Below are 13210 nucleotides of genomic sequence, written 5' to 3'. Positions count from 1 at the left end.
AACGAGAGAGTCGTTATCCGCGGACGGGCAGGTACGCCATTCCAAGCATCAGCACGGCCGCGATGCCGGAGAGTATCGAGACGCCCCAGATGCCGTTCTTGCGCTCGTGGAAGTAGTCCTGCTGGTCGAGCGTCGCCTGGTACTGGCTGTACTGCTGAATCGGGACGATTTCGACGGTGCTGTGGTCGGGGAAGTGCGTGAAGAACTGCTGCTCGCTCAGCGTGACGTTCCCGCCCTCGGAAAGCTCGATTGTGTTCTCACGCGGTGCGAACCACTCAAGCGTCGCGCCGCTGTCGGTCACCGCGGAGATGGTGGTCTCCTGGGTGCCGCTGTCGGTCGCGTGCGGGTAGGTGTCGCCGGTCGTGAACGTCACCGTCTCCGGTTCGGGCAGCCACTCGCTCAGCGGTGCCTGCGTGTTGTTCGACCGGTAGACGACGTACTGGGTCCCGTTCTGGGTCGCCAGCGTGTTCTGGACCGAGGAGTCCGCGGCGAGGAGCGCGCTGACGTTGAACTGCTCTTCGAGCGTCACCGTGCTCTCGTTGCCGTCGGTGTACACGCGGTAGGTCTCGTTCTGGTAGGTCGTCGTGGCGTTGTGTTCCAACGTCGCCGTATACCGTGACGACTCGTTCGTCCACGAGAGGTCGGCCGCCATACTGCCACCGCCGCCGCCATGGCCGCCACCGCCGCCGCCAGACATGTGGATGTTCGTGGCCGTGTATTCCGTTCCGTCGACAGTGAACGTACTCTCGTTGGTCAGTTCGGCGTCAGCGTCGAGCGACACCGCCGGCCGCTGACTCTCCGCGACGCCGATGTAGGCGTACGCAGCAACACTGATAACGAGGAAGAACGCGAAGTACGCCGCCGCGGCTCGTCGTTGCATATCAGGACGGTCAGTCGCCGCGCCGTTTAATGATTACTTTTCGAGCGCATCGGAGAGCGCGCTGTCGGGGCGCTGGCACGGCACCCAGACTCAGTCGGCGAAGTAACTGGTGCAGAAGCCGGAGAGGAACGACGAGATAGCGACGGCCAGAGCCATGTCCGTCAGGCTCCAGGGCCCGTCCTCGTCGTCGGCCAGCCAGACCGTGATAGCGACGCTGATTGCCAGTGAGACGACCCCGTTGAGCAGGTGCTTGCGCAGGCTCATACGGGCGTTCGTTGGTGTGGGTCTCGTATAGAGATTACTCACGGCAGGCAGTGTGACACGAGGACCACCGGACCGGCCTGCCGCGTGGCGTCAGCCGTCACAGCAAACAGTGTACCGAACCTCGGAGTCGAGGAGCGATTCGACCCGCTCGACGACAGCGTCGACAGTCTCGAACGGTCCGAACTTGCTCACGACGGCCCCGTCAGCGCGTAACGCGACCGTCCACCGGTGCCCGTCGGGACCGTCGGCGCGTTCGACCGCGAGTTCGCGGTCGGGCAGTCGAACCACGAGCGGGTCGTCGGTGGGTATCTCCCAGGGGGCACTCTCGGCGAGCGTGCGCTCTAGCGAGGCTTCGAGCCGCCGACGGAGGGCGGCCGTGGGTTCGTCCCGCGTGTCCATACCGAACCGTCGGGCCGCGGGCGGATAAGCCGTTGTGTACTACACAACGTTCAAACGGCCGAACCCCCTACTGTGGGTGTGACTCAGTCGCTTCTCGTCTACGACGGCAGTACCGACCTGTTCCGGCGCGCTGCCGAGACGGTGACCCGCTGTGGGACGGACATCACGCCCGTCCCCTGGGAGTCCGAGTCGATTCAGGCGTTCCTCCGGGCGCAGTTCGAGGAGCCCCCGTTCGCGTTCATCCTGATAGAGGGGGAGTCGGTCCACGTCGGCGAAGCGGCGGTGAAGGAAGCGCTGGAGGGGCTCGACGTCGCGGCTCCCGTCGCCCGGCTGGCCGAGCAGGTGTACCCCACCGCCGCCGGGCCGTTCGGGCGCCTCGTCCACGGTCGGGCCCCGGCCGACGTTCACGGGACCTTCCCGCTGAACGAGGCGGCGAAGGCACACATCGCACCACTGCGGCGGGTCCACACGATTCCCGTCGAACCGGAGTGAGCGGGCCGGCGACCGGAGGAGACGCCGACACAGCAACGCGAACCGCTGTCCGCCGGTCGGTGGGTTGAAAACCGACGGCGGGTTACTGCGAGTATGCTGCGGCAGTCCGTCGAGGACGCACTCACCCTGCTTGCCGTACTCGTCGTTCTCGCCCTCGTTATCGGACAGCTCCTCGGGCAGCCGGTGCTACTGGGGTACGTAACCTCGGGGAGCATGTCGCCGACGCTGAACACGGGCGATGCGTTCGTCGCCGTGCCCGCGCCGCTGGCCGGTGACATCGAGCCGGGGGACGTCATCGTGTTCGAAGCGATCGAGTTGCAGGGCGGCGGGCTGACCACGCACCGGGTCGTCGCGGAGACCGAGGCGGGCTACATCACGAAGGGGGACAACAACCCCTTCAGGGACCAGAGCGGCGGCGAGCCGGTCGTCACGGACGACCGCGTCGTGGCGACGGCACTCCAGGTCGACGGACAGGTCGTCCGGCTCCCCGGCCTCGGGGCCGCCATCAGCTCCGCCCGGACGGCGGCCGGGAGCGGGGTGGCACTGCTCGACGGGGCGGGCGACAGCGACCTGACGAGCGGCCAGGGGCTGAGCGGTCTGTTCATCTCAATCGGGCTCGGGCTGTTCCTGCTCGTCTTCGTCGACAGCGTCCGGGACGGCGGGGAGCGGACCAGGGAGCGAACGCGTTCCCGCGACGGGGACGCCGTCGACGGCCGGACGGTCATCCTCACACTGGCGGTGCTGATTCTCGTGCCGGCCAACGCCGCGATGCTCGCGCCGAGCGGCACGCACAGCGTCACCATCGACAGCACGAACGAAGACGTCCAGCCAGGCGAGCCCGTCGAAAGCGCGTTCACCGCCGAGAACGGCGGCCTGGTGACGATGCTCGTCGTCCTCGAATCCCCGCACCCGGACGCGGCGATGGACCGCAACCACCTCGTCGTCCAGCGCGGCGAGTCAGCGACGGCGACGCTGTCGGTGACCGCCCCGCCGCCCGGCGAGCAGACCGTCGTGTCCGTCGAGGAACACCGATACTTCCTGCTGGCACCGCCGGGCGTCATCGGCGGACTGCACCGGATTCACCCACTGGTGGCTATCGGAGCGTTCAATTTCCTGGTTCTCGGCAGCCTTGCAGCGGCAGTCGGGGCGACCTTCGGGTTCGGCGAGACGCGCCGCCGGAGTCGTGAGCGGGCGGTTCCGCTGAGACGGCGGGTGCGCCGGCTGCTCGGGCGCGAGTGAGACGGGTCAGCCGGTGATGTCGCCGCCGCTACCGCCCCTGCTCGATTCGTAGAGGGTCGCGACCTGTTCGGCGGTCAAAGCGGCGTCGTAGACTTTGGGTTCGTCCAGACCGCCGACGAACCCGTACGAGAGATCCCCTCTGGAATCGACGCCCCCACCGATTCGGAGCGGTTGCGTCGAGGCCGCCGCGTCTGGGAGCGAAAACGTCTGCCCCTCTCTGGCACCATCCACGTACACCGCATCCTCTTGCGGTCCGTGTGTCCAGACGACGTGTGACCACCGGTTCTTCGAGACTGTGACGCCGGTGAGTCTATACTCGTTCGTGGTTTCGACGAGGAGTTCCCTGTCGTCAGAGCCGTTCCAGCCGCCGCCGAAGCCGAACTGGTAGCTGTCGTCACCGCGGGAGTTCCACTTGCTGAACAGTCGTGTGAGCCCTTTCTGTTTTTTCGGCGCTACCCAGACGGAAAGCGAAAACGCCCCGGTGAGGTCGAGTGTCGGGTCGTGGGGGACCCATACGACATCGTCACGGCGGAACTCGAACACGTCGCCCCGGTCCGGACGAGATTTCCGTTTCGTGAAGGTGTGATAGCCATTGTTCGCGGCCGGCCACGAGTCCGGGACGAAGATGTCGCCCGCGTCCTCGAAGTGCCACCACGACACTCGAGGGTCACGGCACTCAACGTCGACCGGCTGTCGCACTTCGATGCGGTGGCTGGGTCCGGTTGCGGTGATAGCGAGGTCGACAGTCGTGTCTACCGGCGAGTCACAGGCGAGCGTCGCCTCGATAGCGCCGCTCTCCCCGGGTCGGAGCCGGTTCGGTGCCTGGAGGTTCTCAAGCGGTGCATCGAACGGGGGGTCGACGCGAACCCTCGTGAGCGACTCGTCGAAGTTGTTCGTGAGCGTCGCCAGCGTCACCCGCTGGCCGTCGACCCCGACGACGGGGTCGGCACTGATGCCGAGCAACGCGTCGCCAGCGTCGTCGGCGGTGTCGAGGGTGCTGGACCGTTTCGCGTCGATGGTGGTGACGCCGGCGGTTTCGGCGGCGAGCAGCCCCGCACCGCTGGCGACGAACGCGAGCGCGCTACGTCGGGTCCACTTCCGGCTCATTCCGACAACTCCGGTGGCCTGTCGTCCGCACCGAGCCGGAGCCGTCGGGTCTCCATGACGTGGTACGCCGCAGAGACGAGAAACAGCAGCGTAATCACCGTCGGCCACACGAGCGACGGAACCGACGGCGGGAAGACGCCGACCCAGACGGCGACGACCAGCGCCAGGGAGACGGCGGCGAGCCCGAGGTAGTACTCGGCCCACGGAATCGAGTCCCCGGGAACGACGTCGAGATACACGTCAAGGCTGTCGGCGGTGTCCGTCAGCGTAATCGTGCCGTTGTCGTGCGTGATGACCCCCGCGCGTTCGAGCGTCGGGAGATGCGTCTGCTGCATCGACGTGTACACGCGGTGGCGCTCCGTGGACGTGATTTCCTGCACGCACTTGCCGTTTTCCCACGCAGCGACCTGCTCGGCGAGGTCGGCGAGTTCGGCGCACTCGTCCTCCTGTTTTATCGCGTGGAGAGCGTACCGACGCCGTTGGTTGCTGAGTATGTCGTACACGTCGTCACGCGATAGCGGTTGCTCCTCTGTTCGGCTAACCCCCACCTGTCCCATATTTATCCGTATTCTGTGCTACTTGATAGATTTTTTGCTTGTATACAGAGTTAAATGGTATGTAAGTGTAGTTCCGACCTCAGATAGTCGCAGTCACCGACGGCCGTCCGTCGACGGTAGAGTACAGTGGGACGGCAGCAGTCACCGGTTACGCCTCGGTGATGGTGATGGTGAGGTCTTCGGTTTCCTGTGCGCTGTCACCGGTTTCGAGGGTCGCGGAGAGGTCAGAAACCGTGCCGGCGGCGACGTCCTCGCTATAGGAGTCAGTGCTCCCGCCGATGTCGGAGAGAAGGCCGCTCCCGGTACTCAGGTCGACGTTGAACGCTGTCGCGTTGCCGTCGTCGTTGTTGACCAGTTTGAAGAATCCCTCGTCGTATCCGTACGTGCTGTTGGGCATCAGTCGTTCGTCGGCATCGTCGTCCTCGTAGCCGAAGACGATAGACACGTCGTTCGCGATGAGGCTCACGTACTCGGTCCCGACAGCCGAGCCGCTGTCCGGCGTGAGAGAGTCGGAACTCGACGGGAACAACCCCGAGGTATCGGTGACGAGGGAGTCTCCGTCCCGAACTGCAACCTCGTCGGCGGACGTGTCGACGAGCACGTCGGTGAACTGGGTCGCTATCTCGGCGCCGTTCCCCTCGGCGCCGACGACGTTGACTTCGACTTCGCGCGTTGCACTGACGGTGCTGAACGCACCGGAGCCAAACGCCGCCCCGGAACCGATGCCGACCGTCCCGATGAGACCGAGTACGCTTCTGCGGTTCAGTTTCATGTTCGACCTGCTTATCGAAAGGTTACCACTTACTATTTTGTTGCATTAGACCGTCTAAAGCAGTCATTGAAGCCGCTAACGCTGTTCAGTACTAAGAGACTACGTCGTGAATCGGGTAGTAATGAATCGGCGTGGGTTTCTCCTCGGTATCGGTGCGGCTAGCGTGGGGACGGGTGCGGTGTTTGGTTCCGGTGCGTTCACCTCTATCGAGGCGGACCGGAACGTCGACCTCAACGTCACCGGCGACGCGGGCTCGGCACAGGTCGGGTTTGACGCCGGAAGCGGTGCCACAGGTATCGTCGGAACGGATTCGAACGAGTCCGTCGACATCATCGAGTTCGAGGAGACCGACCTCAACGAGCGAGCGGAGACGACCTTCGAGAACGCCCTCGAAGTCGACAACAACAGTGCCTCGAAGGTCGCTCTCTACGTCGACGACAGCACCACCGGCATCGGGGACGACCCGACGAACAGCGAGGTGCTAGATTTCCGGGAAGGGGCCGCCGGCGTGTCCATCGTCGGGGCAGCGCAGGCTATCACGCTCGACCCCGACGGCGGTAGCTCAGACGACGGTTACAGCGACGCCGTAGAGATAGACATCGTCGTCGACCTCCGGGACGACGGCGTCGACGGGAGCACCCTCAGCAGTATCACCGACGTGACCTTCGTCGTCGAGGCGGTACAGGAGTAGACCCCTGGGCCAGTCGTCGACCGACAGAGGGAGACAGACACGAAGACCAACGCAGTCCACCGACAGATTATGAACCGTACCCTCGTCGCCGTCGTCGCAGCGGCCGTCCTCCTCGCGGGGACCGCTATGGCGACGGGGGCGTTCACCGACGGCGACGAAGTGGCTCCCGACCGGGACTCCGGTGTCTACCTGGCTCCGGCCGACACGGCAAACGGCGACCAGTACGTCGACTACGACGAGCGGGGGCGGCTACACATCCGTCTGTCGCCGGTGCTTCCGAACGGACAGACCCGCGTCGACAACCTGTTCGTCGTCGGCTTCGCGGGCTACGACGGGAACGATAGCGCCGTTGCCATCGAACTAGACAGCGAGCCGGAGACGCTTCGCATGTACCGGATGGACACTGGTGCGCAGGTCGCTGGCGACGCCGTCTCGTTGCAGCCCGGCGAGTCGGTCCGCTTCGGGCTGTCGGTGACGCCGGCGGAGCGCAACTTCACTGGAACGATATCGCTCACCGTGCCCGTTCCCGAGCAACAGTCGACCGAAGCGAGCGAGGACGGTGGGTCGACCGGCGGAGGCAGCGGGATACCGCCCGGGAGCGACACGCGAAATCGGGGCGATTCCGCGACGCCGACGCCAACACCGACGACTACCCCCGAAAGCGACGACCCGTCGGGTGGGGCCGCAGTCGGTCCCGGGAACGTGACCGAAGCGCCCCCTGGCGGAGGCGGTACCGCAGTCGGGACGGCGGCCGCCGAGCCGACGGAGCCGGCTACCGGCACCGAACCAGCGGCCGGCGGCGGGGCCGAACCCGTGGTGACGACGCCCGAGAACCAGCAGTCGGCCGAGCAGAGCGCGAACCCACTCGGCTTCCAGCCGCCGTTCGGCATCGGCTGGGGGCCGTGGGCGCTCGTCGTCGGCCTGCTCGCCGTCGCGACGAACTACCTCGTGCAGACGCGGTACCACGACGTTCTGCCGGTTCTCCGGACGCATCCGAACGCTCGAAGTCGTCGGGTTCGCAGCGTCGCCGTCCGCGAGGCGGCAGTCGGCCTCGCCGGTATCGCGCTCACAGTGTTCGTCGTGGCCGCGGTGTCGAGCACCGGGGCCGGCCCGGTCGCACAGTTGGCTACGGGACTCGGGGCCTCCACCCTGGTCGGTACGGTAACCGGGCACCAACTGGTCCCGAAACTCGATGGTGAAGGCGAGGTGTAAGCCGCTGACCGCAGAGTCGACGAGCGATAACCCGGTCAGCTCGGCGTCTCGGCGTCGCTGTGGACTTCCGCGGAGTCACCAGCACCGGGTTCCGGCGGCGGACGATACCGGTACAGTCGGTCCCCGGTGTAGACGATGAGTTCCGAGCCGTTCTCGGTCTCGATGATGCGTTCGTCGGTGTCGATTGCAATATCGACGAGTCCGACGAGGGAGTCGACAGTCGTCGCCCAGACGTCGTCGTCGACCGGGTCGGCCCGGCCGACGGTTATCCACTCGTCGAACTCCGCACGAGCGGACTCGTACGCGAGCCATCGGCGCTCCGTCTCGGTGAGTCCAAACCGGCCGGTCACGCGTCCGTAGACGAGAGCGACAGCACCGACGAGGCCACCGAACGAGAGCACTGGGCCGCCGGAGGTCCAGAGCGGTCCGTAAGTCCGTTCTACCCGCGTTTCGACGGTTCGGTCGTCGCTGTGGGTCACTGGGCCGGAGTTTCCGACGCGGTAGCTGCTCTGGCTCGGCGTAATCGGGAGCCGGTACGTGCGGGTCGTGTCGACCCGTTGCCCGTTGCGCGTCCCCGAGAGTTCGACCCGCGAAACGACCGCCACTTCGAGTCGGCCGGCCGTCCGACCGTGTTCCGAGTCGATACGTCGGACAGTTTCAGCAGCACGGCTGACGTTCACCGAGAACGGCGCTGTCAGACGCTCGCCCGCGGCCAGCGACTGCACACCGTTCCGAGTCAGTGACTGCTCGACCGCCCAGTATACGATATCACCGTTCTGAGTCGCCTCCACCGAGCGATACTGGACGGCCACGTCGGCAACAGCGGTGAGGTCGCCTTCGTCGCTGGCACTGTACGTGTACGTGAACGCGCCATCCAGCACAGGAGCGACCTGACGCAAGTACACGGACCGTTCGTCGAGCACTTCGCCCTCCCGGAACGCGGCGGTCCCGTTGCGTACTGTGGCATTGTGCGTGAACGACCCGGACGATTGCCACGACGACACCTGTCGCGTGGTCGTCTCTGTGCCGGGGGCAACGTGGCTCGTGTACGTGAGATAGCCGCCGACGGCGGCGACCGCGACCAGGCAAATCAGTAGCAGTCTGTAGTTGTCAGCGACTGTCCGTCGTGTCTCCCGCCCCAACAGCCCCATTGTAACCGTAATACCGGTGCCGACAGATAAGATTTGATACCAGGTTCGCAGCGGTCTGTATGACCGATTGCGTGTTCGGCTACTGCTCGATGAACACGTTGGTTGCGGTGCCCCCGCCCCGCTCACGTCAGAATGGGTAGTACCGATCGTTGAAGCGACGCAAAAAGCCAAGGGCCGGCTTTAACACTGAACGTTAAAGCCCTGCACTTCAAAGTAATAAATGAGGATGGGAACGAAAGACCAAATCGAGAACCTCAAACAAAGGGTCAAGAAACGTTCAAGTCTGTCTGACGAGGAGCCAGATGACGATGATCAAGATGACGACGATGTACCGTCTATCTCCGAGGACGATGCAGAGGCGCTCCTAGAGTTTAGTCGGCAGCTCAATCTACTCAATTCGAAGTACACGGACTACAGGCATCTCAAACTCCTCCGCCACTGCGTCATCATGGCGGAACAGGTTGGCGGACTCGCAGATGCACTCGAAAGCCGAGAGGCCGCCGAGGATGTCGTCGTGTGGATCAACCAGGAACGTGATACTCCGGAGTTCAGCGAGGAGACGAATCAGGACTACCGGGTTGCGCTTCGGGTGTTCGGGAAGCGAGTCCTCAAGATGGCTGACGACGAGGTGCCGGACTCGCTGGCCTGGGTTCCAACGGGGACGAGCAACTCCTACGACCCCTCACCCAGCCGGTCGGACATGCTGGACTGGGAAGAGGCCAAACGGATGGCCGTCGAAGGAACGACTAATCCACGGGACAAGGCGCTGATCGCCGTCTCCCACGAACTCGGACCACGTGGAGAAGAGAGCCACAACATCCTGATTGGGCAGGTAACCGATGCCGACCACGGGATTCAGATTAGCCTCGACGGGAAACAAGGGGAACACTCGGTCACACTAATTAACAGCGTTCCCTACCTACAACAATGGCTCAGGGAGCACCCTGCGCCCGACGATGACGAGGCGTACCTCTGGTGCAACCTCGACGACGCGTACGACAACGCGAGCTACCAGACGTTCCTCAAGCGGTTCAAAAAAGCGGGGCGGCGGGCTGACATCGACAAGCCCGTCACGCCAACGAACTTCCGGAAGTCGAACACGTACTGGCTCGCCAAACAAGGAGCGAATGAGTCGTTCATCAACGAGCGCCAAGGACGAACAGCGACCTCTGATCACGCGAGACGGTACATCGCAGCGTTTGGCCCCGAGAACGAGAACAACCAGTACGCGGAACTTCAAGGACTGGACGTCCAAACCGAGAAAACAGAAGACAGGACACCGCTCACGTGCCCTCGGTGTGATAAACAGACCCCGCGCGACGAGCCGTTCTGCGTCTGGTGTCACCAGGCCATGGAGCCCGATGCTGTCGACAAACTCGAAAAGGAGGAATCCCAGAAACGGCGAGAGTTACTCCGGCTTGCGAAAGAGAACCCGGAGCTCTTGGACGCAGTTGAGGAGATCGAACCCCTCATCGAGAGCTTGGGCGGCGACGCAAAGGTCATCGATACTGCTCGGAAGTTCGTCGAAGCTACCGAGTGATCGCAAATGCTGCCCTGCGCTTCAGAGCAGGTGAGTATAGTGTGTACCGTCTCTGGTTTCAGAAAACAGCTCTGTTGAAGTCCTCAGAGTTTGATAGATATGGCGTGCTGAATACAGATGATGAGTCCAGCAGTCAATGGGATGTAGACATCGCTCGTGAATGGATACGGCGAACTGAATCCGACGTAGTCCAGTTGCCGTACGTCGTCAACGGTGAGGGGTCAATCACTCGGTTACCCAGCTTCGGCCTAACACCAGATCTTTAAATATCGAATGCACTCGGGTTATAAGAACCTGCCATCGACGTCGCAGCGGATGACCCCAGCCTCGGCCACACCGAGACATCAAAACTAATCGATTCGCTTTCCTTCATCAGATCGTGGCCAGTGAGCGACCCGCTATTCGAGTATTTCGGCCTCATATTTCCTCATGATAACCTCGGACGACATCTCACCAGCCTCCGAGATAGTGATGGGAATCTCAAATTGCCCCACCCTCGTATATTCTTGCTCTACCGAAGGAGACGTGGGGTTGGCATCTACAGTTACTTCCAATATGTCGTCTTGGGCCCCACCAGTCCCAACTTTATCGAGATCAATGACGAGTTCGGTTTCGTCAAAACCCTCTCCCGGCCTTGCCATCTGAGGAGGAATGACCCAATTGTGATCATCTCCCCTGGCGGAGATCATTCCCGATTGGGACTGGACACCAATCCTAAAATCAACACTCATTGCTCTGTAATTTTTTATCAGGATGTGTAGGCCTGCATCTTTCACCTCCGCCCGCAAGCTCATACCCCGGCCCTCAATCTGATCGTCTCCCTGAGGTCTCGTGGAGATGTGCCAAACAACTGTTCGAGCTACGATTGAAAAGCTAACTAGTATGACCACTCCCCTCAATACAATCACGGCACCACCAATCAATATCGGGAACTCGGCACCTAAGATATCTGTAAAAAATAGGCCCGTAGAAATCAAATATAGTATAATTCCGGCAACCTCAAGGATATCTTTTGTATTGAGCAGTCTTCGTGCGTGACTCTCGGGTAGACAAATTACCGGACGGAGCCCTCTTCGTGCAACCCCCCACCGTCCAATCCGCCAAAGTTCATCATCTGTTATGATGCTGTCGGTCATAAGCCATTTCGATTGTTATGACGGGCAGATGAGATTGAGCTCCTGGATTTGGGACATCCTCTTAGATTTTTATATAGTGCCTAATAAATACTGCTTCGCACGGGGGATCGATAATATCGAAACCCACGAGCGACATCGACATCTATTCTCCATCTGATTTCTTAGTGATGACGCTCCCTCCAGCGATATCACCATGCTTGACGTCATTTCAGCTTCCGTAGTCTCCACCCGTGTGATAGACACAAATGGGGGTAGGATAGAATAGACCCCACACTACCGGTTCGAACACTGTGATGAATATGCGCGCTGTATTCAGCACGGCCTGAAAAAGCTATCAGCGGCTGAGGATCTCGACAGAGCGAAAAGCAAATCAGAAATCACTTCGCCAAAGCCGCAGCCAAAGACGATTTATGAGCGACCGGCATCACACCAGAGGCACGGTTGATGTCGTGGTCTCCACGCACCACAGTCCGAACACTGGATGGGTGGGCGCGGCTTGATGTCTTCGTCGGAACTGTTGTCTATGAACGATTCGATGTCCTCCATGCGCACGTGGCGTATCCATCCGAACCTCTCTCGAAGAATACGATTGTCCAAGGCGAGTTTGGCAGCCAGTTGTTTCGCTCGTGACTTTCGGAGCTTCTCCAGCGTGACTTCTGCCGTGACATTAGCGCGCTTGCGGGCTCGCTCCGTAATGCTCAGAAACTCGGCCGAGGAGAGGTAGTGGTTCCGTTCCGTTCCGGTCCAGACCAGCGTTCCTGGTGCGGCATCTTTTAGCGGTTCGGCATCGTCTGCGAGCAATTCGACGACCGGGTGTTCCGCTTGAATCCACTTTCTCAGGTAGGGTGCCGATCCGACGATCATGAGTTTTCGGTCACGTCCCTGCGGGCCGGTGAGTAGGATCGTCATGTGGTCGCCTTTGTCTTCCACGTCGCTGAAGCTCAGCTGTTGAACTTCAACTGGTCGTGGATGTGCTTCCCACCCGACTGCGACGAGGGCTTTGTCTCGAATGTGGATGGCTGGATGTTCTAGAATCGGTACGATGTGGTCTTCCCAGCGGAGTATCGTCCCTGGGTCGTCATTCGGTTCTTGCATGACGCAACCCATCGTTCGGCCGGAGGGGTAATCGCCGACTCGTGGGAGAAGTCACTTCACCAGCGGAATGTTTATACGACCGAACGGCTGGCCGTCCTCTTGGCTATAGCTGACAGCGCGTTGCCGAAGCAGACTATTCAGTCATCAGACTGTTTATTGGAACACGGACTCTGTGTGGCGTTTCTGGTATAAGTCAACGCTTGAGGTGTCCGTGTGGCTCCTGCTCTGGTGGGTTCTGGCCTTGATTTCGTTTATTTGAGATCGGGACAATTCCGAGGGGCGTAGTCGCCAGCGGATCTGGCCGTCATCAGTAAGATACTGATCCGCGATGCCTGCGTCCTTTGCCGCCGAAAGCAACGAGCTCAAGGAAGCAGGAGAGTACTCGCTTCCCTGAATCGTTTCTTTAGCACCACGTGAGTCATCTGTTGTAATCGCGTTGACTTCCTCTCGAAGCGCACTAAACGCACAACTGTAGCCGTCAGCCTCCAGTAATTCTTTCAGCACCACCTGTGCGTATTTCTGTTTGAGTAGTTGGTCGAACTCGTTCTCATTCATTACAAGGCGACTTCCCCGGTCCAGAGGTAAATATGATAGCCAGGGTAGAACTGTTAATTCCGAAGTTAATTCTGCCATTGTTCCCTGGTGGTGAGTCGCTCGACTTGCGTGTTTTCTAAG

General features: G+C 61.6%; 15 protein-coding genes. 5 read left to right on the top strand and 10 right to left on the bottom strand.

What is annotated here, in order from left to right; translation table 11 throughout:
• Positions 1-13: 13 nt before the first annotated feature.
• The 3 genes from VI123_RS07525 to VI123_RS07515 all read right to left on the bottom strand — a co-directional run bounded on the left by VI123_RS07525 (position 14) and on the right by VI123_RS07515 (position 1543).
• Positions 14-880: a hypothetical protein gene (locus VI123_RS07525; RefSeq protein ID WP_336337441.1), complete on the bottom strand. Its 867-nt coding sequence runs from the start codon at positions 878-880 to the stop codon at positions 14-16.
• A gap of 90 nt (positions 881-970) precedes the next feature.
• Positions 971-1144, bottom strand: coding sequence for a hypothetical protein (locus VI123_RS07520; RefSeq protein ID WP_336337440.1), 174 nt, complete (start codon positions 1142-1144; stop codon positions 971-973).
• Positions 1145-1234: 90 nt separating this feature from the next.
• A complete protein-coding gene (locus VI123_RS07515; RefSeq protein ID WP_336337439.1) occupies positions 1235-1543 on the bottom strand; it encodes a hypothetical protein in 309 nt (102 codons plus the stop codon).
• 78 nt (positions 1544-1621) lie between these two features.
• Between VI123_RS07515 and VI123_RS07510 the strand changes: the two genes are divergently transcribed.
• Both VI123_RS07510 and VI123_RS07505 read left to right on the top strand, forming a co-directional pair.
• The gene (locus VI123_RS07510; RefSeq protein ID WP_336337438.1) at positions 1622-2035 is read left to right on the top strand and encodes a hypothetical protein; all 414 of its coding nucleotides are present in this window, start codon (positions 1622-1624) and stop codon (positions 2033-2035) included.
• Positions 2036-2128: 93 nt separating this feature from the next.
• On the top strand, positions 2129-3274 hold the full coding sequence (locus VI123_RS07505; protein WP_336337437.1) for a signal peptidase I: 1146 nt from the start codon (positions 2129-2131) through the stop codon (positions 3272-3274).
• A 6-nt stretch (positions 3275-3280) separates the two neighbouring features.
• Here VI123_RS07505 and tafC read toward each other — a convergent pair whose 3' ends face one another.
• The 3 genes from tafC to tafA all read right to left on the bottom strand — a co-directional run bounded on the left by tafC (position 3281) and on the right by tafA (position 5710).
• Entirely contained in the window at positions 3281-4381 is a 1101-nt protein-coding gene (gene tafC / locus VI123_RS07500; RefSeq protein WP_336337436.1) for a TafC family fimbrial protein, read from the bottom strand.
• The gene (tafB, locus tag VI123_RS07495) at positions 4378-4938 is read right to left on the bottom strand and encodes a protein TafB (RefSeq protein WP_336337435.1); all 561 of its coding nucleotides are present in this window, start codon (positions 4936-4938) and stop codon (positions 4378-4380) included. Before tafB ends, tafC begins: the two co-directional genes overlap by 4 nt.
• Positions 4939-5086: 148 nt before the next feature.
• Entirely contained in the window at positions 5087-5710 is a 624-nt protein-coding gene (gene tafA / locus VI123_RS07490; RefSeq protein ID WP_336337434.1) for a fimbrial protein TafA, read from the bottom strand.
• A gap of 121 nt (positions 5711-5831) precedes the next feature.
• Between tafA and tafE the strand changes: the two genes are divergently transcribed.
• Together tafE and tafF are read left to right on the top strand one after the other, a co-directional pair.
• Positions 5832-6401, top strand: a complete 570-nt coding sequence (tafE, locus tag VI123_RS07485) for a TafE family fimbrial adapter protein (RefSeq protein WP_336337433.1) — start codon at positions 5832-5834, stop codon at positions 6399-6401.
• 69 nt (positions 6402-6470) lie between these two features.
• Complete coding sequence (gene tafF / locus VI123_RS07480) at positions 6471-7613, top strand: TafF family fimbrial protein (protein WP_336337432.1); 1143 nt, start codon at positions 6471-6473, stop codon at positions 7611-7613.
• 35 nt (positions 7614-7648) lie between these two features.
• Here the strand turns inward: tafF and VI123_RS07475 are convergent, their stop codons facing one another.
• A complete protein-coding gene (locus tag VI123_RS07475) occupies positions 7649-8764 on the bottom strand; it encodes a DUF5305 domain-containing protein (protein ID WP_336337431.1) in 1116 nt (371 codons plus the stop codon).
• Between the two features lie 226 nt (positions 8765-8990).
• Here VI123_RS07475 and VI123_RS07470 point away from each other — a divergent pair, with 226 nt between their 5' ends.
• Complete coding sequence (locus VI123_RS07470; RefSeq protein ID WP_336337430.1) at positions 8991-10304, top strand: tyrosine-type recombinase/integrase; 1314 nt, start codon at positions 8991-8993, stop codon at positions 10302-10304.
• A gap of 398 nt (positions 10305-10702) precedes the next feature.
• On the opposite strand, the gene VI123_RS07465 is transcribed toward VI123_RS07470, so the two are convergent.
• From VI123_RS07465 to VI123_RS07455, 3 genes are all read right to left on the bottom strand, one after another.
• Entirely contained in the window at positions 10703-11440 is a 738-nt protein-coding gene (locus VI123_RS07465; protein WP_336337429.1) for a hypothetical protein, read from the bottom strand.
• Positions 11441-11848: 408 nt separating this feature from the next.
• Entirely contained in the window at positions 11849-12535 is a 687-nt protein-coding gene (locus VI123_RS07460) for a tyrosine-type recombinase/integrase (RefSeq protein WP_336337428.1), read from the bottom strand.
• A gap of 153 nt (positions 12536-12688) precedes the next feature.
• Positions 12689-13090 carry a hypothetical protein gene (locus VI123_RS07455; protein ID WP_336337427.1) on the bottom strand — a complete coding sequence of 134 codons (402 nt, stop codon included), beginning with the start codon at positions 13088-13090 and terminating at the stop codon, positions 12689-12691.
• Between the last annotated feature and the right edge of the window lie 120 nt (positions 13091-13210).

Origin of the sequence: Haloarcula sp. DT43 (assembly GCF_037078405.1) — an archaeon.
Taxonomy (GTDB): Archaea; Halobacteriota; Halobacteria; order Halobacteriales; family Haloarculaceae; genus Haloarcula; species Haloarcula brevis.
This window is presented reverse-complemented; position numbering and strand designations above follow the sequence as displayed.

What these genes read in the sequence shown, in the direction of transcription:
- VI123_RS07525 (WP_336337441.1), bottom strand. Translation starts at nt 880, where the DNA reads ATGCAACGACGAGCCGCGGCGGCGTACTTCGCGTTCTTCCTCGTTATC.
- VI123_RS07520 (WP_336337440.1), bottom strand. Translation starts at nt 1,144, where the DNA reads ATGAGCCTGCGCAAGCACCTGCTCAACGGGGTCGTCTCACTGGCAATC.
- VI123_RS07515 (WP_336337439.1), bottom strand. Translation starts at nt 1,543, where the DNA reads ATGGACACGCGGGACGAACCCACGGCCGCCCTCCGTCGGCGGCTCGAA.
- VI123_RS07505 (WP_336337437.1), top strand. Translation starts at nt 2,129, where the DNA reads ATGCTGCGGCAGTCCGTCGAGGACGCACTCACCCTGCTTGCCGTACTC.
- tafC (WP_336337436.1), bottom strand. Translation starts at nt 4,381, where the DNA reads ATGAGCCGGAAGTGGACCCGACGTAGCGCGCTCGCGTTCGTCGCCAGC.
- tafB (WP_336337435.1), bottom strand. Translation starts at nt 4,938, where the DNA reads ATGGGACAGGTGGGGGTTAGCCGAACAGAGGAGCAACCGCTATCGCGT.
- tafA (WP_336337434.1), bottom strand. Translation starts at nt 5,710, where the DNA reads ATGAAACTGAACCGCAGAAGCGTACTCGGTCTCATCGGGACGGTCGGC.
- tafE (WP_336337433.1), top strand. Translation starts at nt 5,832, where the DNA reads ATGAATCGGCGTGGGTTTCTCCTCGGTATCGGTGCGGCTAGCGTGGGG.
- tafF (WP_336337432.1), top strand. Translation starts at nt 6,471, where the DNA reads ATGAACCGTACCCTCGTCGCCGTCGTCGCAGCGGCCGTCCTCCTCGCG.
- VI123_RS07475 (WP_336337431.1), bottom strand. Translation starts at nt 8,764, where the DNA reads ATGGGGCTGTTGGGGCGGGAGACACGACGGACAGTCGCTGACAACTAC.
- VI123_RS07470 (WP_336337430.1), top strand. Translation starts at nt 8,991, where the DNA reads ATGGGAACGAAAGACCAAATCGAGAACCTCAAACAAAGGGTCAAGAAA.
- VI123_RS07465 (WP_336337429.1), bottom strand. Translation starts at nt 11,440, where the DNA reads ATGACCGACAGCATCATAACAGATGATGAACTTTGGCGGATTGGACGG.
- VI123_RS07460 (WP_336337428.1), bottom strand. Translation starts at nt 12,535, where the DNA reads ATGCAAGAACCGAATGACGACCCAGGGACGATACTCCGCTGGGAAGAC.
- VI123_RS07455 (WP_336337427.1), bottom strand. Translation starts at nt 13,090, where the DNA reads ATGAATGAGAACGAGTTCGACCAACTACTCAAACAGAAATACGCACAG.